This window comes from Corallococcus aberystwythensis (assembly GCF_003612165.1).
GTDB lineage: Bacteria > Myxococcota > Myxococcia > Myxococcales > Myxococcaceae > Corallococcus > Corallococcus aberystwythensis.
Map to the genome: position 1 here is coordinate 70604 of NZ_RAWK01000002.1, position 24164 is coordinate 94767.

The 24164-nt window shown below is 66.1% G+C and carries 38 protein-coding genes; 2 read left to right on the plus strand and 36 right to left on the minus strand.

The annotated features are described in order from the left end of the window. The first annotated feature begins 96 nt into the window (after positions 1 to 96). Complete coding sequence (locus D7W81_RS00630) at positions 97 to 657, plus strand: hypothetical protein (RefSeq protein WP_244226897.1); 561 nt, start codon at positions 97 to 99, stop codon at positions 655 to 657. Positions 658 to 783: 126 nt separating this feature from the next. On the opposite strand, the gene rplQ is transcribed toward D7W81_RS00630, so the two are convergent. The 36 genes from rplQ to D7W81_RS00810 form a co-directional block, all read right to left on the minus strand. Continuing rightward, a complete protein-coding gene (gene rplQ, locus D7W81_RS00635; protein WP_120553360.1) occupies positions 784 to 1203 on the minus strand; it encodes a 50S ribosomal protein L17 in 420 nt (139 codons plus the stop codon). 189 nt (positions 1204 to 1392) lie between these two features. Beyond that, entirely contained in the window at positions 1393 to 2415 is a 1023-nt protein-coding gene (locus D7W81_RS00640; RefSeq protein ID WP_120553361.1) for a DNA-directed RNA polymerase subunit alpha, read from the minus strand. A 202-nt stretch (positions 2416 to 2617) separates the two neighbouring features. Then, positions 2618 to 3244 (minus strand): 30S ribosomal protein S4, encoded by a 627-nt coding sequence (rpsD, locus tag D7W81_RS00645; RefSeq protein ID WP_120523530.1) that lies wholly within the window; start codon positions 3242 to 3244, stop codon positions 2618 to 2620. A gap of 69 nt (positions 3245 to 3313) precedes the next feature. Further along, positions 3314 to 3754: a 30S ribosomal protein S11 gene (gene rpsK, locus D7W81_RS00650; protein ID WP_014395884.1), complete on the minus strand. Its 441-nt coding sequence runs from the start codon at positions 3752 to 3754 to the stop codon at positions 3314 to 3316. Between the two features lie 75 nt (positions 3755 to 3829). Then, positions 3830 to 4213: a 30S ribosomal protein S13 gene (gene rpsM, locus D7W81_RS00655; RefSeq protein WP_014395883.1), complete on the minus strand. Its 384-nt coding sequence runs from the start codon at positions 4211 to 4213 to the stop codon at positions 3830 to 3832. Positions 4214 to 4269: 56 nt separating this feature from the next. Beyond that, positions 4270 to 4386 (minus strand): 50S ribosomal protein L36, encoded by a 117-nt coding sequence (rpmJ, locus tag D7W81_RS00660; protein WP_002633586.1) that lies wholly within the window; start codon positions 4384 to 4386, stop codon positions 4270 to 4272. A gap of 70 nt (positions 4387 to 4456) precedes the next feature. Further along, positions 4457 to 4675 carry a translation initiation factor IF-1 gene (gene infA / locus D7W81_RS00665; protein WP_002614803.1) on the minus strand — a complete coding sequence of 73 codons (219 nt, stop codon included), beginning with the start codon at positions 4673 to 4675 and terminating at the stop codon, positions 4457 to 4459. Positions 4676 to 4825: 150 nt separating this feature from the next. Continuing rightward, a complete protein-coding gene (map, locus tag D7W81_RS00670; RefSeq protein WP_120553362.1) occupies positions 4826 to 5584 on the minus strand; it encodes a type I methionyl aminopeptidase in 759 nt (252 codons plus the stop codon). A gap of 100 nt (positions 5585 to 5684) precedes the next feature. After that, positions 5685 to 6335, minus strand: coding sequence for an adenylate kinase (locus D7W81_RS00675; RefSeq protein WP_120553363.1), 651 nt, complete (start codon positions 6333 to 6335; stop codon positions 5685 to 5687). 90 nt (positions 6336 to 6425) lie between these two features. After that, entirely contained in the window at positions 6426 to 7772 is a 1347-nt protein-coding gene (gene secY / locus D7W81_RS00680; RefSeq protein WP_120553364.1) for a preprotein translocase subunit SecY, read from the minus strand. 131 nt (positions 7773 to 7903) lie between these two features. After that, the gene (rplO, locus tag D7W81_RS00685; RefSeq protein ID WP_120553365.1) at positions 7904 to 8431 is read right to left on the minus strand and encodes a 50S ribosomal protein L15; all 528 of its coding nucleotides are present in this window, start codon (positions 8429 to 8431) and stop codon (positions 7904 to 7906) included. A gap of 16 nt (positions 8432 to 8447) precedes the next feature. Next, on the minus strand, positions 8448 to 8717 hold the full coding sequence (gene rpmD, locus D7W81_RS00690; RefSeq protein ID WP_120532358.1) for a 50S ribosomal protein L30: 270 nt from the start codon (positions 8715 to 8717) through the stop codon (positions 8448 to 8450). Between the two features lie 2 nt (positions 8718 to 8719). Continuing rightward, a complete protein-coding gene (gene rpsE, locus D7W81_RS00695; RefSeq protein WP_014395877.1) occupies positions 8720 to 9241 on the minus strand; it encodes a 30S ribosomal protein S5 in 522 nt (173 codons plus the stop codon). A gap of 22 nt (positions 9242 to 9263) precedes the next feature. Then, the gene (gene rplR / locus D7W81_RS00700; protein WP_120523538.1) at positions 9264 to 9620 is read right to left on the minus strand and encodes a 50S ribosomal protein L18; all 357 of its coding nucleotides are present in this window, start codon (positions 9618 to 9620) and stop codon (positions 9264 to 9266) included. 108 nt (positions 9621 to 9728) lie between these two features. Then, positions 9729 to 10295: a 50S ribosomal protein L6 gene (gene rplF, locus D7W81_RS00705; protein ID WP_120552130.1), complete on the minus strand. Its 567-nt coding sequence runs from the start codon at positions 10293 to 10295 to the stop codon at positions 9729 to 9731. Between the two features lie 64 nt (positions 10296 to 10359). Continuing rightward, the gene (gene rpsH / locus D7W81_RS00710; RefSeq protein WP_120553366.1) at positions 10360 to 10758 is read right to left on the minus strand and encodes a 30S ribosomal protein S8; all 399 of its coding nucleotides are present in this window, start codon (positions 10756 to 10758) and stop codon (positions 10360 to 10362) included. Positions 10759 to 10927: 169 nt separating this feature from the next. After that, complete coding sequence (locus D7W81_RS00715) at positions 10928 to 11113, minus strand: type Z 30S ribosomal protein S14 (RefSeq protein ID WP_120523541.1); 186 nt, start codon at positions 11111 to 11113, stop codon at positions 10928 to 10930. Positions 11114 to 11139: 26 nt separating this feature from the next. Beyond that, positions 11140 to 11793: a 50S ribosomal protein L5 gene (gene rplE, locus D7W81_RS00720; RefSeq protein WP_120523542.1), complete on the minus strand. Its 654-nt coding sequence runs from the start codon at positions 11791 to 11793 to the stop codon at positions 11140 to 11142. Between the two features lie 176 nt (positions 11794 to 11969). Then, complete coding sequence (rplX, locus tag D7W81_RS00725) at positions 11970 to 12299, minus strand: 50S ribosomal protein L24 (RefSeq protein ID WP_120523543.1); 330 nt, start codon at positions 12297 to 12299, stop codon at positions 11970 to 11972. Positions 12300 to 12341: 42 nt separating this feature from the next. After that, a complete protein-coding gene (gene rplN / locus D7W81_RS00730) occupies positions 12342 to 12710 on the minus strand; it encodes a 50S ribosomal protein L14 (protein ID WP_014395870.1) in 369 nt (122 codons plus the stop codon). 65 nt (positions 12711 to 12775) lie between these two features. Next, positions 12776 to 13102 (minus strand): 30S ribosomal protein S17, encoded by a 327-nt coding sequence (rpsQ, locus tag D7W81_RS00735; RefSeq protein ID WP_169821648.1) that lies wholly within the window; start codon positions 13100 to 13102, stop codon positions 12776 to 12778. An 83-nt stretch (positions 13103 to 13185) separates the two neighbouring features. Then, positions 13186 to 13392: a 50S ribosomal protein L29 gene (gene rpmC / locus D7W81_RS00740; RefSeq protein WP_120532365.1), complete on the minus strand. Its 207-nt coding sequence runs from the start codon at positions 13390 to 13392 to the stop codon at positions 13186 to 13188. A 74-nt stretch (positions 13393 to 13466) separates the two neighbouring features. Beyond that, positions 13467 to 13886 (minus strand): 50S ribosomal protein L16, encoded by a 420-nt coding sequence (gene rplP / locus D7W81_RS00745; protein ID WP_014395867.1) that lies wholly within the window; start codon positions 13884 to 13886, stop codon positions 13467 to 13469. Positions 13887 to 13949: 63 nt separating this feature from the next. Beyond that, positions 13950 to 14612, minus strand: a complete 663-nt coding sequence (gene rpsC, locus D7W81_RS00750; protein ID WP_120523546.1) for a 30S ribosomal protein S3 — start codon at positions 14610 to 14612, stop codon at positions 13950 to 13952. A gap of 41 nt (positions 14613 to 14653) precedes the next feature. Further along, positions 14654 to 14998: a 50S ribosomal protein L22 gene (gene rplV, locus D7W81_RS00755; RefSeq protein ID WP_014395865.1), complete on the minus strand. Its 345-nt coding sequence runs from the start codon at positions 14996 to 14998 to the stop codon at positions 14654 to 14656. Between the two features lie 35 nt (positions 14999 to 15033). Next, entirely contained in the window at positions 15034 to 15321 is a 288-nt protein-coding gene (gene rpsS / locus D7W81_RS00760) for a 30S ribosomal protein S19 (RefSeq protein WP_014395864.1), read from the minus strand. A gap of 13 nt (positions 15322 to 15334) precedes the next feature. Then, a complete protein-coding gene (gene rplB, locus D7W81_RS00765) occupies positions 15335 to 16180 on the minus strand; it encodes a 50S ribosomal protein L2 (protein WP_120553367.1) in 846 nt (281 codons plus the stop codon). A 38-nt stretch (positions 16181 to 16218) separates the two neighbouring features. Next, entirely contained in the window at positions 16219 to 16512 is a 294-nt protein-coding gene (locus tag D7W81_RS00770; RefSeq protein WP_120523548.1) for a 50S ribosomal protein L23, read from the minus strand. Next, on the minus strand, positions 16509 to 17132 hold the full coding sequence (gene rplD / locus D7W81_RS00775; protein ID WP_120553368.1) for a 50S ribosomal protein L4: 624 nt from the start codon (positions 17130 to 17132) through the stop codon (positions 16509 to 16511). Before rplD ends, D7W81_RS00770 begins: the two co-directional genes overlap by 4 nt. A 51-nt stretch (positions 17133 to 17183) precedes the next feature. Then, positions 17184 to 17492 (minus strand): 30S ribosomal protein S10, encoded by a 309-nt coding sequence (gene rpsJ / locus D7W81_RS00780; protein ID WP_002633608.1) that lies wholly within the window; start codon positions 17490 to 17492, stop codon positions 17184 to 17186. Between the two features lie 195 nt (positions 17493 to 17687). Further along, the gene (tuf, locus tag D7W81_RS00785) at positions 17688 to 18878 is read right to left on the minus strand and encodes an elongation factor Tu (protein ID WP_120553369.1); all 1191 of its coding nucleotides are present in this window, start codon (positions 18876 to 18878) and stop codon (positions 17688 to 17690) included. Positions 18879 to 19017: 139 nt separating this feature from the next. After that, entirely contained in the window at positions 19018 to 21099 is a 2082-nt protein-coding gene (gene fusA / locus D7W81_RS00790; protein ID WP_120553370.1) for an elongation factor G, read from the minus strand. Positions 21100 to 21208: 109 nt separating this feature from the next. Continuing rightward, positions 21209 to 21679, minus strand: a complete 471-nt coding sequence (rpsG, locus tag D7W81_RS00795) for a 30S ribosomal protein S7 (protein WP_014395858.1) — start codon at positions 21677 to 21679, stop codon at positions 21209 to 21211. A 170-nt stretch (positions 21680 to 21849) separates the two neighbouring features. Further along, complete coding sequence (gene rpsL, locus D7W81_RS00800) at positions 21850 to 22221, minus strand: 30S ribosomal protein S12 (protein ID WP_014395857.1); 372 nt, start codon at positions 22219 to 22221, stop codon at positions 21850 to 21852. Between the two features lie 221 nt (positions 22222 to 22442). Then, a complete protein-coding gene (gene rimI / locus D7W81_RS00805) occupies positions 22443 to 22937 on the minus strand; it encodes a ribosomal protein S18-alanine N-acetyltransferase (protein ID WP_120553371.1) in 495 nt (164 codons plus the stop codon). Then, the gene (locus tag D7W81_RS00810) at positions 22934 to 23524 is read right to left on the minus strand and encodes a hypothetical protein (RefSeq protein ID WP_244226896.1); all 591 of its coding nucleotides are present in this window, start codon (positions 23522 to 23524) and stop codon (positions 22934 to 22936) included. Before D7W81_RS00810 ends, rimI begins: the two co-directional genes overlap by 4 nt. 265 nt (positions 23525 to 23789) lie before the next feature. On the opposite strand from D7W81_RS00810, the gene D7W81_RS00815 reads away from it, so the two are divergent. Continuing rightward, on the plus strand, positions 23790 to 24164 hold a 375-nt coding region (locus tag D7W81_RS00815; RefSeq protein ID WP_147445299.1), incomplete at its 3' end, for a DnaJ domain-containing protein.

Sequence of the window (24164 nt, forward strand, 5' to 3'; positions counted from 1 at the left end):
ATGAGCGACGCGCGCAAACCCGCCCCTCCCAGCACCCCGCCGCCTCGGATGCCGTCCAATCCCGGCACCCAGCCCCGGGCGGCCACCAGCCCCGGAATGCGCGCCGTGAGCGCCGCCCGCGCGGCCCCGCTGGAGAAGCCCAAGGCGGAAGGCCCCCTGGGCAAGCGCGTCGCCGCGGAGACGTCCAACGTCCTCCTCAACGGCTTCTCCATCCTGAAGGAGCAGTTCGCGGACTTCCGCGCGAGCGACCGCTTCTTCAAGTACAAGGCCGGCATCGTCGCGGGGTGGCTCGTCCTGTCCGTCGCCAGCCTGGGCATCGCGTGTCCGGGAAGCTCCATGGACACGGGTGACATGGACGCGCGCCTGGTGCTCAGCGACAAGCTGGACCGGCCCTCCGTCACCATCTGGAACGAGAGCCAGGACGTCTGGCGCGACGTCATCATCACCGTGAACAACGAGTACAAGGCGGTGGTGGCGGAAGTGCAGCCCGGCAACTTCGTCACCATCACGCCCAAGCAGCTGCTGGGGAAGAACGGCGGTTCCGCGCCCGCGGACCTCCGCTTCCAGGCGCTGACGATGAAGAGCGCGGATGACAACGCCGACCTCACGCCCTCCCTCCAGGAGGAATGGAACCGCCTTCGCGCGCCGAAGAAATAGCCGCCGCGAGAAGTCCCCAGCTTCCGGAAAACACGAAGGGCGCCCTCCTGAAGCAGGAAGGCGCCCTCGGTGCTTCTTCATCCCGGCCAGGCCTCACTCACGTGAGGCCCGGGCGCGGGGAACGGCTCAACCCTCGGTCTGCGCCTCGGCGGGAGCCTCGGTCGTCTCAGCGGCGGCCGGGGCCTTCGCGGGACGGTCCACCAGCTCGATGAGGGCCATCTCCGCGGCGTCGCCCCGGCGGAAGCCCAGGCGCACGATGCGGGTGTAGCCACCCGGACGGGAGGCGTAACGCTCCTTGTACTCGCTGAACACCTTCTGGAGGACCGTGCGGTCCTTCACGGTGCGGGCGGCAAGACGCACGTTGGACAGGCCACCGCGCTTGGCGAGCGTGATGATGCGCTCGGCCAGCGGACGGACTTCCTTCGCCTTGGGAACGGTGGTGCGGATGGCCCCGTGCTCCAGCAGCGACGTGACCATGTTGTTCAGCATCGCGAGACGGTGGCTCGTGGTGCGGTGCAGCTTCCTTTGTCCGACCTTATGGCGCATGCGCGTGCTCCGGGGCCTCTTCTGGAGAGCCCCACCACTCCGGCCGTATCAGGTACCGGGTGGGAAGGACGGCCCCGACACGGGGGACGCCGTTGAATCGGGCCCTGTGTACCAGGGCCCCCTGCCCCACGCCACCGTGAAGCCGTGTCGGTGGGAGGCGGGGCAGGTGCTTCAGGGAAACGAAAACGCTCAGGCCTTGGGGGCTGCGGGAGCCGGCGCGTTCTTCGGCGGCCAGTTCTCCAGCTTCATGCCCAGGGACAGGCCCATCTCCGCGAGGATCTCCTTGATCTCCTTCAGAGACTTGCGGCCGAAGTTCTTCGTCTTGAGCATCTCCGCCTCGGTGCGCTGGACCAGGTCACCGATGGACTTGATGTTCGCCTGCTGCAGGCAGTTGGCCGAACGCACCGACAGCTCCAGCTCGTCCACCGAGCGGAACAGGTTCTCGTTGAGCTTCGCCTCTTCCTTCGGCGCCTCGGCGACGACCGGCTCCTCGGTCTCGTCGAAGTTCACGAACACCGTGAGCTGCTCCTTGATGATCTTCGCCGCGTACGCCACCGCATCCTGGGGAACCACGGAGCCGTCCGTCCAGACCTCGAGCGACAGCTTGTCGAAGTCCGTGACCTGACCGACGCGCGCGTTGGTGACCTGGTAGTTCACCTTGCGGATGGGCGAGAAGAGCGAGTCGATGGGGATGGTCCCGATGGGCGCGCCCGCCACCTTGTTGGTGGACGCAGGCACGTAGCCCCGGCCCCGGCGGCACGACAGCTCCATGCGCACCTTGCCACCCTCGGACACGGTGCAGATGTGGTGACCCGGGTTGAGGATCTCCACGTCCTGGTCCGCGATGAGGTCGCCCGCCTTCACTTCCTTGGGGCCTTCCACCTCGATGCGCAGCGTCTTCGTCTCGTTCGTGTGCATCCGGAGGAGGACCTCCTTCAGGTTCAACACGACGTCCGTGACGTCCTCGGCCACCTCGGGGATGGTCGTGAACTCGTGGTCCACGCCCTCAATCTTCACGGAGGTGATGGCCGCGCCCTGCAGCGACGACAGCAGCACCCGCCGCAGCGAGTTGCCCAGCGTCGTCCCGAAACCGCGCTCCAGCGGCTCCGCCACGAACTTGCCGTACGTGGGGCTCAGCGAGTCCTGGTCCACTTCCATGCGGCGCGGCTTGATGAGGTCGCGCCAGTTCTTCGCAACAAACGTATCGGCCATGGGGACTGCTCCTCTTGTCGTGCGCCATCACCCACATCCCCGCCAGGGTGGCGGGAGGACGGGCACGCGGGGGGACTGCGTAACAACCTCGCCCGGTGCGCGCAGGACGCGCCTTCCAGGCGACAAAGCAACAACGCCCCGGCCTCGTCGGCCAGGGCGTCCACTGCGGGGGGGCCCGGTACAGCGGGCCCGGCACCCAGGACTACTTCGAGTACAACTCGACGATGAGCTGCTCCTGGATGGGCATGGTCAGGTCCTCGCGGTTCGGGACCGTCTTGACCGTGCCCTTGAACGCCTTCTTGTCCAGGTCGATCCACTGGGGAACGCCACGGCGGTCCACCGTCTCCAGCGCCTCGGAGATGCGGAGCACCTTGCGGCTCTTCTCCACCACTTCCACGGCGCTGCCCGGCTTCACGGAGAACGACGGGATGTTCACCCGGCGGCCGTTGACCTGGAAGTGACCGTGACGCACCAGCTGGCGCGCCTCGTTGCGCGTGTCCGCGAAGCCCATGCGGAACACCACGTTGTCCAGGCGGAGTTCCAGCTGCTGCAGCAGGTTCTCACCCGTCTTGCCCTTGGCCGCGGACGCGCGGTGGTAGTACCCGCGGAACTGGTTCTCGAGCAGGCCGTACATGCGCTTGACCTTCTGCTTCTCGCGCAGCTGCACGCCGTAGCCGGAGAACTTCACGCGGCCCTGGCCGTGCTGACCGGGGGGATAGGGGCGGCGCTCGATGGCGCACTTGTCCGTGTAGCAACGGTCGCCCTTGAGGTACATCTTCAGGTTCTCGCGCCGGCAGATACGGCAGGCGCTCGCGGTATAACGAGCCACGGAAACTCTCCTTGCAGATGGTCTGGAGCCGGGCCCGCGCGGAACGCGAGCCCCGGCCCGAAGCGGTGATTAGACGCGGCGGCGCTTGGGCTGACGGCAGCCGTTGTGCGGGATGGGCGTCACGTCGCGGATGAGGCTGATCTTCAGGCCGGCGGCGGCCAGCGCGCGCAGCGCCGACTCACGGCCCGCGCCCGGGCCCTTCACGAACACCGTCACGGTCTTCAGGCCGTGCTCCATCGCCTTCGCCGCGGCGTCGCCAGCGGCCACCTGCGCCGCGAACGGCGTGGACTTGCGGCTGCCCTTGAAGCCACGCGCCCCGGCCGACGACCAGGAGATCACGTTCCCGGACACGTCCGTGATCGTGATGATGGTGTTGTTGAACGTGGACTGGATGTGGACCACGCCGTTGAGGATGTTCTTCTTGCCCTTGCGCTTGCTCTTCTTCGCCGCAGGGGTCTCGCCACCCTCGGCACCGGCCGGCGCGGCGGCGGTATTGATCTCGTCAGCCATGTGAATCGCTGCTCCTGGGAGTAGGTGATCAACGCCCGCGCCTCACACGGGGTGAGGCTGCGGGCGCCAGAGGGTTTAGCGGGCCGGAGCGGCCGGCTTCGCGCGAACGATGCCGCGCTTCGGGCCCTTGCGGGTGCGCGCGTTGGTGTGGGTGCGCTGGCCGCGGACCGGAAGACCCTTGCGGTGACGCAGACCCCGGTAGCAACCCAGGTCCATCAGCCGCTTGATGTTCATGGTCACCTCGCGCCGGAGGTCACCCTCGACCTTGTAGTTGGCCTCGATGATCTCACGGATCTTTCGAGCCTGGTCCTCGGTGAGGTCCTTGGTCCGGGTGGTGAGATCGATGCCCGCCGCCTCGATGATGTCGTGCGCGGTCTTGTTACCGATCCCGTAGATGTACTGGAGCGAGATCACCGCGCGCTTGTTGGGCGGCAGATCGATGCCGGCGATACGAGCCATCTTCGGTCTTCCTTCGTTTTGGAGTTGGTCTGAGGCTTAAGAGTCCCTGGGGACTCTCAGCCCTGGCGCTGCTTGTGCCGGGGGTTGGAGGCGCAGATGACGCGCACGATACCCTTGCGGCGGACAACCTTGCACTTGTCGCAGATCTTCTTGACGGACGCCCGAACCTTCATGGAGCGAACTTCCTTCCTTCAGCAGCGGAGAAAAGCACAACAGCCGGTCCGCACAAGCGGCCGGCGCGGATTACTTGGCCCGGTACGTGATCCGTCCACGGGTCAGGTCATACGGCGACAACTCGACCTTCACCTTGTCGCCCGGGAGGATACGGATGAAGTGCATCCGCATCTTGCCCGAGATGTGCGCGAGCACCTTGTGGCCGTTGTCCAGCACCACGCGGAACATCGCGTTCGGTAGGGGTTCCATAACGGTCCCCTCGACTTCGATGGAATCATCCTTCGGCAAGCGTCAACCTTCTTCCCGGACCACGAACCTTCTGGAAGCGCGGCGGGATAACACTTTGGTCCGTAAGTAGCAAGCGCCGCGCGATCTGAAATCTGGACCTCTATCAACACCTACTGACATCACTCTATTTCACCCCGTGTCCGGGGCCTTTCATGAGCGCCGGGTGAGCACTTCCGGCCCCCGCTCCGAGATCAGGATGGTGTGCTCGAAGTGGGCGGACAACTTGCCGTCCACGGTGACGGCCGTCCACTCGTCCTCCAGGACCTCCACGTCGGGCGTTCCCTGGTTCACCATCGGTTCCACCGCCAGGACCATGCCCGCCCGCAGCTTCATCCCCGCCCCCGCCTGCCCGAAGTTGGGAACCTGGGGCGGCTCGTGCAACTTCCGACCGATGCCATGCCCGACGAAGTCCCGGACCACGGAGAATCCCCGCGCTTCCACGTGGCTCTGCACCGCGTGGCCAATGTCGCCAATCCGGTTACCCGGCCGCATCACCTGGATGGCCTTCTCCAAGCACTGCCGGGTGGCGTCCACCAGGGCCTGGGCCTCCGGCGTCACCTTCCCCACCGGCACCGTACGCGCCGAGTCTCCGAAGAAGCCCCGGTAGACGACCCCGAAATCCAACTTCATCAGGTCCCCGGCCGCCAAACGGCGCTTCCGGTTGGGGATGCCGTGAACCACCTCCTGATTCACGGATGCACAAAGCACACCCGGGAAGCCGTGGTAGCCCTTGAACGCTGGCCTGGCGCCCTTCTGGGCGATGAGCTTCTCGGCCAGAGCGTCCAGGTCCCATGTAGAGACTCCAGGGGCGACGGCCTTCTCCAGCTCGTCCAGGATTTCGCAGACGATCCGTCCCGCTTCCCGCATCAGGGCAATCTCGTCCGGGTTCTTGATTTCCAACGGGTTCACGCGCCTCTTTCCCTACCGACCCATGCTCTGTCGGGAACCCGCGACCGGTGGGATGGCAGTCCAGACCGGCTCTGCCCTCGCCCTTCTGCCTGGCCCGGATTCAGGCAGGACGGCCGGCGGCCTTCTTGATCTCCTCGTAGATGCCCTCCGGAGACCCGACACCGTCCACACTCTTGAGCAGCCCCTTGTTCGCGTAGAAGTTCTTCAAGGGGGACGTCTCCGCGTCGTACTTCTGCAGGCGCTTTTCGATGACCTCTGGCGTGTCATCCGGGCGCTGCACGAGTTCCGTGCTGCACTTGTCGCACAAGCCGGCGCGCTTCGGAGGGCTCTGGGTGACGTGGAAGACGGAGCCGTCGTTGGGGCACACACGCCGGCCGGAGCCGCGCTCGACCAGCGTCGAATGCGGGACCTCGAGCGAAACCACGGCGTTCAGCTGCTTGCCAAGCCGCTCCAGCATCCTGTCCAGCGCGTCCGCCTGACCAGGAGTGCGCGGGAAGCCGTCCAGCACGAAGCCCTTGGCCACGTCCGGCTCCTTCAGCCGCTCCTCCACGATGCCGATGACGACATCGTCCGGGACGTACTGTCCTGCGGCCATCAGCGGCCCGGCCACCTTGCCCAGCGGCGTGCCATCCTTCACGGCCTTGCGCAGGATGTCGCCGGTGGAGATCTGCGGGATCTGGAAGTCCGCATAGAGCTTCTTCGCCTGGGTTCCCTTCCCGGCGTTCGGCGGCCCCAAGAGGATGAGGTTCATGTCGCTCCTTTGCACCTGCGTCCACCCTTGAACGACGAGGCGCCCCTCCCCACCATTGGGGAGAGGCGCCCGGAACACAACCGACCGCTGTCAGGCCGCCACGCGGACCCGACCGCGGATGCGCGGACCGCGCGGACCCGCGAAGCCTTCGTAGTTGCGGCTGATGAGGTGGCCCTCGATCTGCTGCACCGTGTCCAGCGCCACGCCCACCACGATGAGGAGCGCCGTACCGCCGAAGGTGAACTGCACACCCAGCACGCTGCTGATCACGGACGGAATCACGCAGATGATGGCCAGGTAGATGGCGCCACCGAACGTGAGCCGATTGAGCGTACGCTCGATGAACTCCGCCGTCTGGCGGCCCGGGCGGATGCCGGGGATGTAGCCACCCTGCTTCTTGATGTTGTCCGCCACGTCATCCGGCCGGAAGGTCAGCGCCGTGTAGAAGTACGAGAAGAACACCACCAGCAGCACGAAGAGGCCGTTGTAGACCCAGAGGTTGCCCTCGATGCTGCGCTGGAAGCCCTGCAGGAACGGGAACCACGCGCCCAGCGTCGCCGGGAAGGACAGCACCGCGCCGGCGAAGATGGGGGGAATCACGCCCGAGGCGTTCACCTTCATGGGGAAATACGTGGCCTGGCCCGCGAACATGCGCCGGCCCGCCATGCGCTTGGCGTACTGGATGGGCACGCGCCGCATGCCTCGCTCCACGTAGACCACGACGCCGATGATGAGGAGCATGAAGAAGAGCAGGCCGAGCACCGCGGCCACGTTCACCACTTCCTGCGTCGTCAGGTCCAGCAGCGTCTTCGCGCCGGGAAGCACGCGCGCCACGATGCCCGCGAAGATGATGAGCGAGATGCCGTTGCCGATGCCGCGCTCGGTGATGCGCTCGCCGAGCCACATGATGAAGGCCGTGCCGGCAGTGAGGCTCACCACTGTCATGAAGGTGAACCACAGGTTGTCGTTGGGCACCACCACCTGGTTGAAGCCACCCTGCCCCGCGTCGGAGCGGCCCAGCGAGGCCAGCCACCGCGAGATGCCCACGCCCTGCACGATGGACAGCGCGATGCTGCCGTAGCGCGTGTACTGGTTGATCTTCTGGCGGCCCGCGGCGCCTTCCTTCTGCAGGCGCTCCAGGCTGGGCACCACCACAGCCAGGAGCTGGATGATGATGGAGGCGCTCACGTACGGCATGATGCCCAGACCGAAGATGGACATCTGCTCCAGCGCGCCGCCGGAGAAGAGGTTGAACAGCGACACCAGGCCGCCCGATTGTTTCTGGGCGTCCATGAACGCGTTCATCGCGGAGCGGTCTACGCCCGGCGTGTTGATGAAGATGCCGATGCGGTAGACGGACAGCAGCACGAGCGTGTACGCAAGCCGGCTGCGCAGCTCCGCGATGCGGAAGACGTTGGCGAAGGCGTTCAAGGCCACGGTAATGCCATCCTCTTCAAGAGGTTCTGCCAGCAACAACAAACGCCCCTCTCCGGTTCCGGAAAGGGGCGCGGAAGCCTACACAAGGCTGGGGGCGCGCACCACATCACCGTGATGCGCGCCGGTCACGCCTACGTCCGGGGCTGGCGAGGAGCCTTGACGCCCTTACCGGCGTGGGCCTTGGCGGCCGACTCCGGCTTGTGCGCCACCAGCGGGAGCTCTTCCACGGAGCCCCCCGCCTTCTCGATGTTCTCGCGGGCCGCCGCGGACACCTTGTTCACGCGGACCGTGAGCTTCTTGGCGAGCTCGCCGTGGGCCAGGACCTTCACGCCGTCATAACGGCCCTTGACAAGGCCCGCTTCCTTCAACGCGGCCTCGTCCACCGTGGCGCCCGCATCAAACACGTGCTCCAGGTCGCCCAGGTTCACCACCGCGTAGGTGGTGCGGTTGGGCGGGTTGAAGCCGAACTTCGGCAGACGGCGCTGCAACGGGCTCTGGCCGCCTTCGAAGCCCTCGAACCGCATGTTGCCGGAACGGGCCTTCTGGCCCTTGCCGCCGCGGCCGGCCGTCTTGCCCAGGCCGCTACCCTGGCCACGGCCCACGCGCTTCTTGCGGTGCCAGGAGCCCTCAGGGCGCTTCAGATTGGTCAGGATGCTCATGATGGATCCTCAGTTCTCAGGCCTTGGCCTTGGCGGCCAGGCGCTCCAGGGCGCGGTCCCGGGCGACAATCTTCCGGGGCTTGCGGCGCTTGGGCGCCGGAGCCTCCTGGCTGACCGTCTCCAGGGAGACCAGGTGCTTCACCTTGAACACCATGCCGCGCACCGCCGGGGTGTCCTTCAACAGCCGCTCGTCGCCGAACTTCTTCAGACCGAGGCCCTTGATGGTGGCCAGCATGTCCTCGGAAGAACCCGAGAAGCTCTTCGTCAGCTTAACCTTGAGCGCCATGACTAGCCCCTCGCCTCGCCCGCGAGCTTCTGGGTCTCGACGTCCTTGCCACGCAGCCGCGCGACCTGCTCGGCGCTGCGCAGCAGCTTCAGGCCCGCCACCGTGGCCTTCAGCACGTTGTGCGGATTCCGCGAACCCTGGCTCTTGGTCAGGATGTTGCGGATGCCCGCCGCCTCCAGCACCGCACGCACCGCGCCACCGGCGATGACGCCCGTACCTTCGGAGGCCGGCTTCAGGAGCACCCAGCCGGCACCGAAGTGCCCCAGGATCTCGTGCGGGATGGTGTGGCCCATGCGCGGAACGCGAAACAGGTTCTTCTTCGCGTTCTCGCCGCCCTTGCGGATGGCCTCGGGGACTTCGTTGGCCTTGCCCAGGCCCACGCCCACGTGCCCGTTGCCATCGCCCACCACGACGAGCGCGGCGAACGAGAAACGGCGGCCACCCTTCACCACCTTGGCCACGCGGTTGATGTTCACCACGCGGTCGGTCAGGTCCAGATCGTTCGGATTGATCGGAGTTGCCACTTGAGGAATTCCTTTCTGGTACCTAGAACTTCAGGCCGGCTTCGCGCGCGGCGTCGGCCACGGCAGCGATGCGCCCATGGTAGGGGAAGCCGTTGCGGTCGAACACCACCGCATCGACGTTGGCGGCCTTGCACTTCTCCGCGATGAGGGAGCCCACGCGCTTCGCGTCGGCCTTCTTGTCGCCTTCGTCCTTGCCCTTCAGCTCCTTGGACAGGGACGACGCATACGCCAGCGTGCGGCCGGTGGAGTCGTCCACCACCTGCGCGTAGATGTGCTTGAGGCTCTTGTACACCGTAAGCCGCGGGCGCTCGGTGGTACCCGAGAGCTTCTTGCGGATGCGGTTCTTCCTCTTGAGGCGCTGCTCGACAGTCTTGGACATGGCTGCTTCCTTTTCCGTCCGGCGGCGATGCGGCCTTCCGCCACCGGATGATTCCGCCAGGCTTCAAGGCCCGGCGGGGTTGAATGCTCGGCGAAGACGCGGCGACGACTAGGTCGTACCGGTCTTGCCCTCCTTACGACGGATGCGCTCCTCGGAGTACTTGATGCCCTTGCCCTTGTAGGGCTCCGGCGGACGCAGCGAGCGGATGTTGACCGCCGTGGCGCCCAGGGCTTCCTTGTCCGCCGAGCGGAGCGTGAGCCCCACCGTGGGAAGGCTGTCCTCGGTGCGGGAGACCTTGTCGACTTCCGCCGTCACGCCCTCCGGCAGGTTGAACACCACCGGGTGGGAGTAGCCGAGCGAGAAGTGGATGGCCTTGCCCTTCACTTCCGCGCGGAAGCCAACGCCGCGGATGTCCAGGCGCCGCTCGAAGCCCGTGGACACACCCTTCGCCGCGTTGGCGAGGATGGTCCGCGTGAGGCCGTGCAGGCTACGGGCTTCGCGCGAGTCATCCTCACGCTGCACCGTCACCTGGCCGTCCTTCACCTCCACCTTCACCTTGGCGGGGAGCTTGACGGACAGCTTGCCCTTGGGGCCGTCAAAGTTGACCTGCTGGTTGGCGACGTTGACCTTCGTCTTGTCGCCAAGCTTGATCGCCAGTTTTCCAATCCGACTCATGATTGCCTCGTGCTGTCGTCGCCCGGGGCGCGCTCCTCGCGGAGCGCCTCACCCAGGCTCCTGGCTAGTAGACCGTGCAGAGCAGCTCGCCGCCGACCTTCTGCTTCCGGGCCTCGGTGTCCACCAGGATGCCGCGCGAGGTGGAGAGGATGGAGATGCCCATGCCGCCGAGCACCGGCTGGATGTCGCGCACCGCGACGTAGCGGCGCAGGCCGGGCTTCGACACGCGGCGAATGCCGGTGATGGCCGGACTGCGGTCCGGGCCGTACTTCAGCTGGACGGTGATCTCGCTCTGCGGTGCGACCTCGTGGATCGTGAAATCCCCGATGTAGCCCTCGTCCTTGAGGACCTTGACGATCTCCACCTTGAGCTTCGAGTGGGGAATGAGAACCTTGTCGTGCCGCGCACGTGAGGCATTGCGCAGGCGGGTCAGCATGTCGCCGACGGGATCATTGACCGGCATGAAGCACCTTCAAGCAAAGCAGCGGTCCCCCTAGGGACACACCGCGCTCGCGGCCACCGCGCCTGCCGGGCCCATCCCGGGGGTTCGCGACGACCGCCACTTCCCTTCTACTTCAACCGGGTACCGCCCTGCCCTCTTCAGGACAGGGGCGGCCACCGGGGTCCAACGTCTACCAGGACGACTTGGTGACGCCGGTGATCTCACCACGCAGGGCGCGGTGACGCAGGCAGATACGGCACATCTTGAACTTGCGCAGGAAGGCGCGAGGACGACCGCAGAGCGGGCAGCGGTTGTACTGACGCACGGGGAACTTCAGCTTGCGCTTCGCCTGGGCAATCTTGGAGAGCTTGGCCATGATCGATGGGAGTCCTGGGCTCGGTCCTACTGACGGAACGGCATGCCGAAGTGACGCATCAGCGCCAGTCCCTGCTCGTCGTTCGGGGCGGTGGTGACGAAGCTGATGTTGAGCCCCTTCACCTTCTCGATCTGATCGTAATTGATTTCCGGGAAGATGATCTGCTCGCGGACGCCGAGCGTGTAGTTACCCTTCCCGTCGAAGGCCTTCGGGGACACGCCCTTGAAGTCACGCACGCGCGGCAGCGCGACGGTGATGAGGCGATCCATGAACTCGAACATGCGGTCGCCGCGCAGCGTGACGGCGGCACCGATGGCCTGGCCCTGGCGCAGCTTGAAGTTCGCGATGGACTTGCGCGCACGCGTCACGACCGGCTTCTGACCCGTGATGGCGGCCAGCTGGTCCACCGCCGACTCCAGGATCTTGTTGTTGGCGAGCGCCTCGCCCAGACCCATGTTGACGACGATCTTCTCCAGCCGCGGCACTTCCATGGGGTTCTTGAGCCCCAGTTCCTTCATCAGCGCGGGCACGCCTTCCGAACGGAAGCGGTCCTTGAGCCGCGCCGAGCGGGCCTTTAGGCCCTCCTCGATGTTCGCGGCGAAGCCGACCTTCTTGGCTTCTTCCTTGCCGCGCTTCTTGCTCTTCTTTTCCTTCGAGTCGGCCTTCTTCTCGTCAGCCATCTTTCATTCCCCTGCTTCGGGGCGCCGTCATGGACCCAGCGCGTCCGATCAGTCCTGCGTCTAGAACGTGGAAACACCCGGAGAGCTCAACCATTTCAGCTCTCTGGACGTGCACGCCCGCTTGCTCCACCACGAGGTGGGGCAAGGGGCGCGCATACATGCCCGAACACCGACCCCTAGTCAATCAGGGCGTCACACTGCTTGCAGAACCGCTTGGAGGACTCTCCCTCCTTGCGGATGCCGACGCGCGTCGGCTTGTCACACTTGGCGCAGACCACCTGGACGTTCGAGAGCGCGATGGTACCCGGCTTCTCGATGATGCCGCCCTCGGGGCTCTGCGGCGTCTTGCGCATGTGGCGCTTGACCAGGCGCAGGCCCTCGACCGTCACGCGGCCCGCCTCCCGGTCAACCTTCAGCACCTTGCCGCGCTTGGTCGCCGGCGTCTTCTCCGAGCGCTCAGACCCGGAGATGACCTGGATGGTGTCACCGACTTTCAGCTTCTGCATGGCTTCCTCACTCTGGCTGTTCGCCGTCAGGCCTGCGTCCTCTTAGAGGACCTCGGGCGCCAGCGAGATGATCTTCATGAACTTGCGGGCACGCAGCTCACGGGCGACCGGCCCAAAGATGCGCGTCCCGATGGGCTCCAGGTCCTTGTTGATGAGGACCGCCGAGTTGCCGTCGAACTTGATGTAGCTGCCATCCGCACGACCCACCTCGCGACGGGTGCGGACGATGACGGCCTTGGCCACGTCACCCTTCTTCACCTTGGAGTTGGGCAGGGCCTCGCGGATCGACACGACAATCACGTCGCCGATAGAGGCGTACTTGCGCTTGGAGCCGCCGAGAACCTTGATGCAAAACACCTTCTTGGCGCCCGAGTTGTCGGCCACATCGAGCACACTCTGCATCTGAATCATGTGAAGTCTCCTCTTGCTCGAACCCGTCCACGCGCTTCATGACGCACGGACGCGGTGTGGCCTACCTAGACGTTCTTGCTCTTCTCCAACACCTCGACCACGCGCCAACGCTTGTCCTTCGAAGCGGGCTTGGTCTCGGCGATGCGCACCCGGTCACCCTCGTTGATGGTGACCTTCTTCGGGTAGTCGTGATCCTCGACGTGCGCCTTGTACTTCTCGCGCAGGCTCATGATCTTCCCGTACTTCGGATGGGGAGCACGACGCTGGACGGTGACGACCACCGTCTTCTGCATCTTGTTGGAGGTGACGATGCCCACGCGGGTCTTGGGACGACCCCGGGTGGAGGTCTCGGCAGCGGGCGTTTCGGTCGCTTCAGCCATGTTGGTTCTCACTGTCTGTCATGCACCCGGGCCCTCTGCCCGGATGGCCACGAACATCCGGGTGAGCCCGGATGCCCGCGGATGCACTGCTACTACTACCCCGCCTTCGCGGCCCGGGCCTTCTCGCCCAGGACGGTGAGGATGCGGGCCAGATCACGGCGGTGCTGCACGCCCTCGGCAGGGCTGTCCAGCGAGCCGGTCCGACGCTTGAGCCGATCCTGGACCAGCGTGTCGCGCAGTTCCTTCGCGCGGTTCTGCAGGTCGTCGGTCGACAGGTCCTTCAGTTCCTTGGCAGTCGCCATCTTGGTCTCCTCGGCGCGGGATGCGGGCGCCCTCCCCTGTCATCAGGTGGAGCACCCGCCCCGGCGGTGCGTGACTACAGCGAAAGCTCGCTGCGGCGCACGATCTTGGTGAGCACCGGCAGCTTCGCCTGCGCCAGCTTCAGCGCACCGGTGGCGATCTCCTGCGTCATGCCCTCCATCTCATAGAGGACGCGTCCCGGCTTGACGACCGCGACGTAGTACTCCACGCCACCCTTACCGGTACCCATACGGGTTTCGGCGGGCTTCTTCGTGATGGGCTTGTCCGGGAAGATCCGGATCCAGATCTTACCGCCGCGCTTCACGTGGCGGGTCATCGCGATACGGGCCGCCTCGATCTGGCGCGAGGTGATCCAACCCGGCTGGAGGCTCACCAGGCCGAACTCACCGTAGGTGAGGTCGCTGCCGCGGTGGGCCGAGCCGAACATGCGGCCCTTCTGCATCTTGCGGTATTTGGTTCGAGCAGGCTGAAGCATGGTCGATGTCCTTCGTGCCTTCCGTGCAGGGCGGGTCTCTTAAACCCGCCCCACTGGGGCGTCTTACCGGTTGGTGGGCATGGGGGCCTGGCCGCCCTTGCCGGGGAGGACCTCGCCCTTGCAGATCCAGACCTTGCAGCCAATCTTGCCGTAGGTCGTCTTGGCCTCGGCGAAGCCGAAGTCGATGTCCGCGCGGAGGGTGTGCAGGGGCACGCGGCCCTCGCGGTACCACTCGTAGCGGGCCATCTCGGCACCACCCAGGCGGCCCGAGCAGGCCACGCGGATGCCCTTGGCCCCGAACTTCATCGCGGTCTGCAGCGCCTTCTTCATGGCGCGGCGGAAGGCGATGCGGCGCTCGAGCTGCGTGGCGATGTTCTCCGCCACGAGCTGCGCGTCGGTCTCGGCCTTGCGGACCTCGACGATGTTCAGGAAGACCTCGTTCTTGGTGAACTGCTGCAGGTCCTTCTTGACGGTCTCGATGCCAGCGCCGCGCTTGCCGATGACGATGCCCGGGCGCGCGGTGTGGACGTTGACCTTCACCTTGTTGGCGGCGCGCTCAATCTCCACCTTGGACACGCCCGCGTGGTTCAGCGACTTCTTCACGAACTCGCGGATGCGGATGTCCTCGTGGAGCCACTGGGCGTAGTTCTTGTGCTCGAACCACTTGGAGTCCCAGGTCTTGATGACGCCGAGCCGGAACCCGATCGGATGTACTTTCTGTCCCAAACTGAATCTCCTTGGTGCGTCCGGGCGGGGCCCGACGGGTCCTACTTCTTGGCCTCGGCCAGCACGACGTGGACGTGGGCAGACTTCTTCTGGATGGGCGTCGCGCGGCCCATGGCGCGCGGCATGAACCGGCGCTGGGTGGCGGCCTGGTCCACGGAGATGGTCTTGACGTAGAGGGTATCCACGTCGACCTGCCCCTTGGACAGGTCCGTCGCGTTGGCGACGGCGCTCTTGATGAGCTTCTCCACCGGCCGCGCAGCAGCGCGCGGGGTGAACTTCAGGATGTTCAGGGCGGCCTCGACAGGCTTGCCCCGGATGAGCGCCGCTACGAGGGACAGCTTGCGCGGGCTCATGCGCAGGTGACGCAGATGTGCAGTCGACTCCATGGTCATCTCCTCAGGCTCTCAGGCGTGCGAACGGGCTACTTGCCCGGGGCCTTGGCGACCTTCTTCTCCGCCGAGTGCCCGCCGAAGGTGCGCGTAGGAGCGAACTCGCCGAGCTTGTGGCCCACCATGTTCTCCGTCACGAACACCGGAATGAACTTCTTGCCGTTGTGCACGGCGAAGGTGTGACCCACGAACTCAGGGAGAATCGTGGAGCGCCGGGACCAGGTCTTGACGACCGCCTTCTTGTTCGCGGCGATCATCCCCTCGATCTTCTTGAGGAGGTGATCGTCAACGAACGGACCCTTCTTGATCGAACGAGCCATGTTTCAAATCCTCTTACTGGCTGCGCGCGCCCTGGCGGCGGCCACTCACGATGAACTTGTCGGTGCGCTTGTTGGTGCGCGTGGTGAGGCCCTTGGTCTTCTTGCCCCACGGCGACACCGGGTGCGGGTTACCCTGGCCGGACTTACCCTCACCACCACCGTGCGGGTGGTCGACAGGGTTCATGGCCAGACCGCGGACGGTGGGACGGATGCCCAGCCAACGGCTCTTACCCGCCTTACCGATGCGGATGATTTCGTGCTCGATGTTGCCCACCTGGCCCACGGTGGCACGGCACTCGATGAGCACCTTGCGCACGGCGCCCGAGGGCATACGGACCTGAGCGTAGCGCTCCTCCTTCGCCATCAGCTGGCCGGAGGTGCCCGCGGAGCGGATGACCTGGGCGCCACGGCCCGGCTTCAGCTCCACGTTGTGGATGACCGTACCCACCGGGATGTTCTGCAGCGGCAGGCTGTTGCCCGGCCGGATGTCGGCGGTGGCGCCGGCGAACACAGTGTCGCCCACGCTCAGGCCCACGGGGGCCAGGATGTAGCGCTTGTCGCCGTCCGCGTAGTGCAGGAGGGCGATGTTGGCCGTGCGGTTCGGGTCGTACTCGACCGCCACCACCTTGGCCGGCACGCCGTCCTTGTCACGACGCTTGAAGTCGATTGTGCGGTAGCGACGCTTGTGACCGCCACCCTGGTGACGACGGGTGATGTGGCCGTGGACGTTGCGGCCACCGGAGCGCTTGAGCGGCTCGGTGAGGGCCTTCTCCGGCGAGTCCTTGGTGATGTCCGCGAAGTCGGACACCGTCATCAGACGGCGGGCGGCGCTTGTCGGCTTGTACTTCTTGATGCCCATGGTGTGTTCCTCTCAGGCGGATCTGTACGCCAGTGGCGTCAGACCGCTCCCCCTTCGAAGAGTTCGATCTTGTCACCTTCCTTGAGGGTGACGACCGCCTTCTTGAAGTTGGGGCGCTGGCCGATGCTCTTGCCCACCCGCTTCGTCTTGCCACGCACGATGTTGGTGCGAACACCCTCCACCGTGACCTTGAACAGGGACTGGACCGCGCGGGACACGTCGTGCTTCGTGGCCTTGCGGTCCACGATGAACGAGTACTGGCGGAACTTCTCCCGGGCCTTGTCCAGCTTCTCCGTGATGAGCGGGCCCTTGATGACGTCGTTCAGGTTCATGACAGGGACCCCTCGAGCGCCTTCGCGGCGGCGGAAGTCAGGACGATGTGCGAGTGCCTGAGCACGGACTCGAGGTTGAGACCCTCGGGCGGCAGCACGTCGAACTTCGCCAGGTTGCGCACGCTGCGGTGCAGGTTGGTGTTGCCACGCTCGTCGATGACCAGCGCGTTCTGGAGCTTCATGCGGCGCGTGAGCACCTCGAAGGCCTGCTTCGACTTCGGGGCGTCCAGCTTGAAGCCGTCCAGGATGATGAGCTGCTTCTCCCGGGCGCGCAGGGACAACACGGCGCGCAGGGCACCGCGGCGGACCTTGCGGGGCGGCCGGTAGAAGTAGTCGCGGGCCTTGGGGGCCATCGCCTTGCCGCCGCCCACCCAGTGGGAAGCGCGGATCGAGCCCTGACGGGCGCGGCCGGTGCCCTTCTGCTTCCAGGGCTTCTTGCCGCCGCCGCTGACGAGCGAGGTGTTCTTCACCCCGACCGTGCCGCGGCGCCGGTTGATCTGCTGCATCTTCGCCACCTCATAGAACAGGTGGGTGTTCGGCTCGGCGCCGAAGATCTCGTCGGAGAGCTCGATCTCCGACACCTTCTTCAAATCCAGGTCGACTACGTCAAACTTCGCCATGGCACTTTCCTCGGGGGTCAGAGTGAAACCACTCCGACGCCATCCCGCTTCCTAGGACTTGATCTCGACGTCAACGCCGGCAGACAGATCCAGCTTCATCAGCGCGTCCAGCGTCTGCTGGGTCGGCTCGAGGATATCGAGCAGGCGCTTGTGCGTGCGGATCTCGAACTGCTCGCGGCTCTTCTTGTCCACGTGCGGCGAACGCAACACGGTGAACTTGTTGATGCGCGTCGGCAGGGGGATCGGACCGGCCACCTTGGCGCCCGTGCGCTTGGCCGTCTCGACAATCTCCCCAGCACTCTGGTCCAGGAGCTTCGAGTCGTACGCCTTCAGCCGGATGCGGATCTTCTGTGTCGCCATTCGCAAGAACCTCTTTGAACGACCTCTGGGAACCGTGAGGCGGTACGCCCGTCAACGCCTGGATTTCAGAGAACCGTTTCTTCGGAACGAAGGGGCGCGGTGTGTACCACCGCACCCCATGGGTTGCAACTGGATTTCCACCGGCTCCCCAGAACTGCCCCCAAGAGGCCTTCCGGAGAGCTGGTGGGCTGAGTGCTACGCGATGATTTCCGCCACGACGCCCGCGCCCACCGTGCGGCCGCCTTCACGAACAGCGAACCGGAGCTCCTTCTCCATCGCGACCGGGGTGATGAGCTCCACCTCGATGGCGATGTTGTCGCCCGGCATGACCATCTCGACGTTGTCCGGCAGCTTCACCGTGCCCGTCACGTCCGTGGTGCGGAAGTAGAACTGCGGACGGTACCCCTTGAAGAACGGGGTGTGGCGGCCGCCCTCTTCCTTCGACAGCACGTAAATCTGCGCCTTGAACTTCGTGTGCGGCGTGATGCTGCCCGGCTTCGCCAGCACCTGGCCGCGCTCCATGTCCTCGCGCTTGAGGCCACGCACCAGCGCGCCGATGTTGTCGCCCGCCCGGCCCTCGTCCAGCAGCTTGCGGAACATCTCCACGCCCGTCACCACCGTCTTCTGCGTCGCGCGCAGGCCGACGACTTCCACTTCCTCGCCGACCTTGATGATGCCGCGCTCCACGCGGCCCGTGGCCACCGTGCCACGGCCGGCGATGGAGAAGACGTCTTCCACCGGCATCAGGAAGGGCTTGTCCGTCGCGCGCTGCGGCGTCGGGATGTACGCGTCCACCGCCTCCATCAGCTTCAGGATGGCCGGCTCGCCGATGTCGCTGGTGTCACCCTCTAGCGCCTTCACCGCGGAGCCGGGGACGATGGGGATGCTGTCGCCGGGGAACTCGTACTTCTTCAGGAGGTCACGCACCTCCATCTCCACCAACTCGCGCAGCTCCGGGTCATCCAGCAGGTCCACCTTGTTCAGGAAGACCACGATGTAGGGCACGCCCACCTGGCGCGCCAGCAGGATGTGCTCGCGCGTCTGGGGCATCGGGCCGTCCGCCGCCGACACCACCAGGATGGCGCCGTCCATCTGCGCCGCGCCCGTAATCATGTTCTTCACGTAGTCGGCGTGCCCCGGGCAGTCGACGTGCGCGTAGTGGCGGTTCTTCGTCTTGTACTCCACGTGCGCCGTGGAGATGGTGATGCCGCGCTCACGCTCTTCCGGCGCCTTGTCAATCTGGTCGTACGCCAGGAACGTGGCGCCGCCCGTCTTCGCCAGCACCTTCGTGATGGCCGCCGTCAGCGACGTCTTGCCGTGGTCCACGTGCCCAATCGTTCCGATGTTCACGTGGGGCAGGCTGCGATCGAACTTTTCCTTGGACATGAACCGCTCCTCACGACGCCGCCAGTGCAACCCCGGCGGTATAGGACTTCGAGAGAACTTCCCAGGGGTGCTGCGTGTGCTTCAAAGCCGCTGGAACGTCAACAGAATTCGCCCGGCGGCTCCCCCTGCGGGCGGGAGGTCAGTAGCTCGGGTTGAGCGCTGACTTGGGTGCCGGTGCGTAGTGCTTGAACTGCATGGTGTAGGTCGCCCTTCCCTGGCTCTTGCTGCGCAGGTCGGTTGAGTACCCGAACATGGCAGCCAGGGGCACCTCCGCCTGGATGGCCTGCACGCCGCCAGGCCGGGGCGTCATGCCGAGAATCTTCCCGCGCCGACCGTTCAGGTCACCGATGACGTCGCCCATGGCGGCCTCCGGGGTGACGACCTCGGTGGCCATGATGGGCTCCAGCAGGACCGGGTTCGCCGCGCGGACCGCGTCCTTGAAGGCCATGGAGCCGGCGATCTTGAACGCCATCTCCGACGAGTCCACGTCGTGCATGGAGCCGTCGTAGGCCTCCACCTTCACGTCCACCATGGGGTAGCCCGCCACGGGGCCGTTCTGCATGGCCTCCTTCGCGCCGTCGCGCGCGGCGTCCACGAACTCCTTGGACACGGCGCCGCCGGTGATGCTGTTGACGAATTCGAAGCCCTTGCCGGGCTCGTTCGGGGACACGCGCAGGTTGATGTGGCCGTACTGCCCCTTGCCGCCTGCCTGGCGGATGTACTTGCCCTCCGCCTCCTTCGTCCCCGTCACCGTCTCGCGGTAGGCCACCTGCGGCTTGCCGATGTTCGCGTCGACCTTGAACTCACGCAGGAGGCGGTCGACGATGATTTCCAGGTGCAACTCGCCCATGCCGGCGATGAGCGTCTGGCCCGTCTCCTCGTTGGAGCGCACGCGGAAGGACGGGTCCTCCATGGCCAGCCGCTGGAGGGCCTGGATGATCTTGTCCTGGTCCGCGGTGGACTTCGGCTCGATGGCGATGTCGATGACCGGCTCGGGGAACTCCATCCGCTCCAGGATGACCTGCTGCTTGTCGTCACAGAGCGTGTCGCCCGTGCTCGCCAGCTTCAGGCCCACCACCGCGCAGATGTCGCCGGCGTAGCACTCCGTGAGTTCGTCCTTCTTGTCCGCGCGCATCTGCACGAGCCGGCTGACGCGCTCGCGCTTGCCCTTCACGGAGTTCCACACCGCCGAGCCCGCCTCCAGCTTCCCGGAGTAGACGCGCAGGAACGTCAGCGTCTGCGAGGAGAAGGACGGGTCGTTCATGATCTTGAACGCCAGCGCGCTGAAGGGTGCGTCGTCGCGCGTCTCGCGGATGGCGTCCTCACCCTTGGGCGTCTTGCCGTGCACCGGCGGGATGTCCAGCGGGCTGGGCAGGTAGTCCACCACCGCGTCCAGCAGCGGCTGCACGCCCTTGTGGCGGAACGCCGAGCCGCAGAACACCGGGAACAGCTTCAGCCCGACACACCCCTTGCGGATGGCGCCGCGCACCTCCTCCTCGGTCAGCTCGTCGCCGTTGAGGAACTTCTCCGTGAGCGCGTCGTCCTGCTCCGCCGCAGCCTCCAGCAGCTCTCCGCGCGCGGTGGCGGCCGCCTCCTGGTAGTCCTCCGGGATGTCCACGATGTCGAAGCGGCTGCCCTGCTCCGCGTCCTGGAACACCAGCGCCTTCATGCGGACGAGGTCGATGACGCCCTTGAGCTTGTCCTCGCTGCCCAGCGGCAGCTGCATGCGCACGGGACGCGCGCCCAGCTTCTCCTTGATGGTGCCGACGGACATCTCGAAGTCCGCGCCGACGCGGTCCATCTTGTTGATGAAGCAGATGCGCGGGACCTTGTACCGGTCCGCCTGACGCCACACCGTCTCCGACTGCGGCTCCACACCGTTCACCGCGTCGAACACGGCGATGGCGCCGTCGAGCACGCGCAGCGAGCGCTCCACCTCGATGGTGAAGTCCACGTGGCCCGGCGTGTCGATGATGTTCACGCGGTAGCGCTGGCCCGTCCGCTCCCAGAAGGCGCTGATGGCCGCGGAGGTGATGGTGATGCCGCGCTCGCGCTCCTGGACCATCCAGTCCGTGGTGGTGGTGCCTTCGTGCACCTCGCCCATCTTGTGGATGGCGCCTGTGTAGAACAGGATCCGCTCGGTGGTGGTCGTCTTGCCGGCATCGATGTGCGCCATGATGCCAATGTTGCGGTAGCGCTCGAGGGGGAACTCACGGGCCATGACTCGGTTCCTTCCGGACGTCTCTTGGACTGCTGCCAGGGCTGACAAACAAAACCGCCCGGACGCTGGCAGCGCATCCGGGCGGCAACCGCGAAGCCCCTTTCGGGACCTACCAGCGGTAGTGAGCGAAGGCCTTGTTGGCTTCCGCCATCTTGTGCGTGTCTTCACGCTTCTTCACCGCGTTACCGCGGTTGTTGGCGGCGTCCATGATCTCGCCGGCCAGCTTCTCCTGCATGGTCTTCTCACCACGCGCCTTGGCGTAGGAGATGATCCAGCGCATGCCCAGCGCGACGCGGCGGTCCTGACGGACTTCCACGGGCACCTGGTAGGTGGCGCCACCGACGCGGCGGCTCTTCACCTCGAGGACGGGCTTGACGTTGTCCAGGGCCTTCTTGAACGTCTTGAGGGGATCTTCCTTCGCGCGCTCCTCCATGAGGGCGAAGGCGCCGTAGCACACGCCCTCCGCGATGGACTTCTTCCCCTTGCGCATCAGGTCGTTGACGAACTTGGTGACGAGCCGGTCCTGGAACTTCGGATCCGGGAGAATCTTCCGCTTGGCGACTACGCGACGACGAGGCATCTCTTCCCTTACGCCCCACTCCCCTCAATCCGAGGGAAGCCTTGTTCAGGGGCTTCAAGAACGACTGCTTGGAACTTCCAGGGACACTCCCCAGGGTGTGGGGCCAGCGTCCAACACTGCTTCAGATACCGCGAAGGTGTTCCGCGCTAACGACGCGCGGGGGAACCGGATCAGCTGGGGCGCTTGGCGCCGTACTTCGAACGGCTCTGCTTGCGACCGGCAACGCCCACGGAGTCCAGCGTGCCGCGGATGATGTGGTAGCGAACGCCCGGGAGGTCCTTCACACGGCCACCGCGGATCATGACCACCGAGTGCTCCTGGAGGTTGTGACCCACGCCGGGGATGTAGGAGGTGACCTCGATGCCGTTGGTGAGACGCACGCGGGCCACCTTGCGGAGGGCCGAGTTCGGCTTCTTCGGGGTCGTGGTGTAGACGCGCGTGCACACACCGCGCTTCTGGGGGCACTCCTTCAGGGCAGGGCTCTTGCCCTTGATATTGAGCTTCTCGCGGCCCTTGCGGACGAGCTGGCTGATGGTCGGCACTGAAACCTCTTCTTCGTGGGGACCCCGCTTCCGGCTACACGGAGCGGAGCATATCTACCTACAGGCTACACAAAAGGCCCGCGAGTATAGGGAGGGCCCCCCGGGTGTCAAGCATGGCTTGCCCCTGGCCCAGAACCGGCCAGAGGACCCGGGTGCATTCCCCTCACACCCGAAAAACCTGGGACTGCGACGACGGCCGGACGCTCTACTCTCTTCCGCCCCTAGAAGTCGAGGACCATCACGATCGCGTCCTCGCCCTCGTCCACGTAGTAGTTCGGGCGGATGCCGACCGGCCGGAAGCCCAGCGAGCGGTAGAGGTTGAGGGCGGACTCGTTGCCCCGGCGCACCTCCAGCGTGGCCAGGGAGCAGCGGCGCGCCACGCCCCGGCGCAGGACCTCCTCCATCACGACGCGCGCGACGCCCCGGCGCCGGTGCACGGGCGCGGTGGCGACGTTGAGGACGTGGACCTCGTCGTGGACGATCCAGAAGATGGCCAGACCCAGCAGTTCCACGCCGCCCTCGGGCCTCGGCTCCTCCACGAGGAGGATGGTGGACCAGTCGTGCTGGAGCTCGCGCCCGAGCAACTCCGTGGACCAGGGGTTCTTGAAGGACGCCTTCTCCAGCGCCATCACCGCCGGCATGTCGTCCACGGTCATCTGCCGGATGAGGAAGCCCTTCCCCTTCTCGGGCGTCCCGTCCTCCCGCAGCCGTCTCATCGCCGTGCCTCCCGTGCGAAGGGCGCCACCCGCCGCACCTGCGCCGACTTGCGTACTTCAGCCAGGGCCTGGGCCGCCAGCTCTCCGTAACGCGCCCGCACCAGCTCCTCGCGGATGGCCGTGCGCGCCGCCTGGTCGAACTCACCGGGATACAGGTCCCGGTGCGCGTCATAGTGGTGACGGACCTCCGCCTCGCTCACCTGTGCCTTCAACCGGACCCGACTGTCGAGGATTCGCTCCGCCCGCAGGCCCCGTGCCAGCACGGCCTCCAGGGCATCCCGATCCACGTCATGCCGGGAGAGGAAGCGCTGAAGGGCCTCCTCCCCGCCCAGCCGCGCGCGGAAGGCGTCCAGCCGGGCCCCTACTTCCGCCGGTTCCGCCGGAAAGGCCTGCAGGCGGTCCGCGCTCAGGACCTGGAGGCGCTGGTTGATGGACAGCTCCAGGGCCCCCCGGAGCGTCTGCTCGTCCAGCGGCTGGGCGGCGGCCTGCACGGCCCCTCGCTGGATCAGCGCCACCCGGGCCTCCATCTCCAGCTCGCTCTGGGTGAGCACCTGGCCCTCGATGACCGCCACGACCCGGTCCACCACCCTGCCCTCCTCCACGGCAGGAGCAGGCGGCGGTGGGGTGGCGTGGGCGGTCGCTCCAGACCCCAGGGCCGTCCCCAGAGCAGCAGGGAGCAGCCCGCACGCCAGCCACAGGGGAGCCTTCCGGCGGGCGCGCGGCGCTGGCATGGGCTTCCTCATCGTGCGGCGACTGTAACCATCACGGTGCTGTCCGGACATCCCGTGCTGGCGCTCACCACACCGCTGGTTACGTTCTCTCTTGTCGGGTACTGCACCACCCTCAAGACCTATGGCTGACGACTACTACCAGATTCTGGGCGTGCCACGGACGGCCTCGGCGGACGACCTCAAGAAGGCCTTCCGGAAGCTGGCGCGCCAGCACCACCCCGACGTCAACCCTGGCGACAAGGGTGCGGAGGAGAAGTTCAAGCGCATCAACACCGCCTTCGAGGTGCTGGGCGACGCCAAGAAGCGCGCGCTCTACGACGAGTTCGGCGAGGACGCGGAGAAGATCGGCTTCGATGAGAAGAAGGCCGCGGCCTACCGCCAGTACCGCGCCGCCCAGGCCGCCGGGGGCAGCGGGGGCGGTGGCATCCCCTTCAGCACCGAGGGCGTGGATCTGGGGGACCTCTTCAACGACATCTTCGGGCGCGCGGGTGCTGGC

Excerpts from the sequence above, each read along its gene's own strand:
- rpsK (WP_014395884.1), bottom strand. The coding sequence starts at position 3,754 with ATGGCTGACGAGATCAATACCGCCGCCGCGCCGGCCGGTGCCGAGGGT.
- tuf (WP_120553369.1), bottom strand. The coding sequence starts at position 18,878 with ATGTCCAAGGAAAAGTTCGATCGCAGCCTGCCCCACGTGAACATCGGA.
- D7W81_RS00675 (WP_120553363.1), bottom strand. The coding sequence starts at position 6,335 with ATGAACCTCATCCTCTTGGGGCCGCCGAACGCCGGGAAGGGAACCCAG.
- D7W81_RS00770 (WP_120523548.1), bottom strand. The coding sequence starts at position 16,512 with ATGAACCTGAACGACGTCATCAAGGGCCCGCTCATCACGGAGAAGCTG.
- D7W81_RS00630 (WP_244226897.1), top strand. The coding sequence starts at position 97 with ATGCGCGCCGTGAGCGCCGCCCGCGCGGCCCCGCTGGAGAAGCCCAAG.
- rpmJ (WP_002633586.1), bottom strand. The coding sequence starts at position 4,386 with ATGAAGGTTCGGGCGTCCGTCAAGAAGATCTGCGACAAGTGCAAGGTT.
- rplR (WP_120523538.1), bottom strand. The coding sequence starts at position 9,620 with ATGTCCAAGACTGTCGAGCAGCGCCTCAAGAGGAAGAACCGCATCCGC.
- rplQ (WP_120553360.1), bottom strand. The coding sequence starts at position 1,203 with ATGCGCCATAAGGTCGGACAAAGGAAGCTGCACCGCACCACGAGCCAC.
- rplX (WP_120523543.1), bottom strand. The coding sequence starts at position 12,299 with ATGCAGAAGCTGAAAGTCGGTGACACCATCCAGGTCATCTCCGGGTCT.
- rplD (WP_120553368.1), bottom strand. The coding sequence starts at position 17,132 with ATGGCGAAGTTTGACGTAGTCGACCTGGATTTGAAGAAGGTGTCGGAG.
- rpmD (WP_120532358.1), bottom strand. The coding sequence starts at position 8,717 with ATGGCGCTCAAGGTTAAGCTGACGAAGAGCTTCTCGGGTTCTTCCGAG.
- rimI (WP_120553371.1), bottom strand. The coding sequence starts at position 22,937 with ATGAGACGGCTGCGGGAGGACGGGACGCCCGAGAAGGGGAAGGGCTTC.
- fusA (WP_120553370.1), bottom strand. The coding sequence starts at position 21,099 with ATGGCCCGTGAGTTCCCCCTCGAGCGCTACCGCAACATTGGCATCATG.
- rplP (WP_014395867.1), bottom strand. The coding sequence starts at position 13,886 with ATGCTTCAGCCTGCTCGAACCAAATACCGCAAGATGCAGAAGGGCCGC.
- D7W81_RS00715 (WP_120523541.1), bottom strand. The coding sequence starts at position 11,113 with ATGGCCAAGCTCTCCAAGATTGCCCAGGCGAAGCGCAAGCTGAAGTTC.
- rpsJ (WP_002633608.1), bottom strand. The coding sequence starts at position 17,492 with ATGGCGACACAGAAGATCCGCATCCGGCTGAAGGCGTACGACTCGAAG.
- rplV (WP_014395865.1), bottom strand. The coding sequence starts at position 14,998 with ATGGAGTCGACTGCACATCTGCGTCACCTGCGCATGAGCCCGCGCAAG.
- D7W81_RS00640 (WP_120553361.1), bottom strand. The coding sequence starts at position 2,415 with ATGGCCGATACGTTTGTTGCGAAGAACTGGCGCGACCTCATCAAGCCG.
- rpsG (WP_014395858.1), bottom strand. The coding sequence starts at position 21,679 with ATGCCTCGTCGTCGCGTAGTCGCCAAGCGGAAGATTCTCCCGGATCCG.
- rplN (WP_014395870.1), bottom strand. The coding sequence starts at position 12,710 with ATGATTCAGATGCAGAGTGTGCTCGATGTGGCCGACAACTCGGGCGCC.
- rplO (WP_120553365.1), bottom strand. The coding sequence starts at position 8,431 with ATGAGCATCCTGACCAATCTGAAGCGCCCTGAGGGCTCCTGGCACCGC.
- rplE (WP_120523542.1), bottom strand. The coding sequence starts at position 11,793 with ATGGCTGACGAGAAGAAGGCCGACTCGAAGGAAAAGAAGAGCAAGAAG.
- rpsM (WP_014395883.1), bottom strand. The coding sequence starts at position 4,213 with ATGGCTCGTATCGCCGGCATCGATCTGCCGCCCAACAAGCGCGCGGTG.
- rpsH (WP_120553366.1), bottom strand. The coding sequence starts at position 10,758 with ATGCCGGTCAATGATCCCGTCGGCGACATGCTGACCCGCCTGCGCAAT.
- rplB (WP_120553367.1), bottom strand. The coding sequence starts at position 16,180 with ATGGGCATCAAGAAGTACAAGCCGACAAGCGCCGCCCGCCGTCTGATG.
- rpmC (WP_120532365.1), bottom strand. The coding sequence starts at position 13,392 with ATGGCGACTGCCAAGGAACTGAAGGACCTGTCGACCGACGACCTGCAG.
- rpsS (WP_014395864.1), bottom strand. The coding sequence starts at position 15,321 with ATGGCTCGTTCGATCAAGAAGGGTCCGTTCGTTGACGATCACCTCCTC.
- rplF (WP_120552130.1), bottom strand. The coding sequence starts at position 10,295 with ATGAGTCGGATTGGAAAACTGGCGATCAAGCTTGGCGACAAGACGAAG.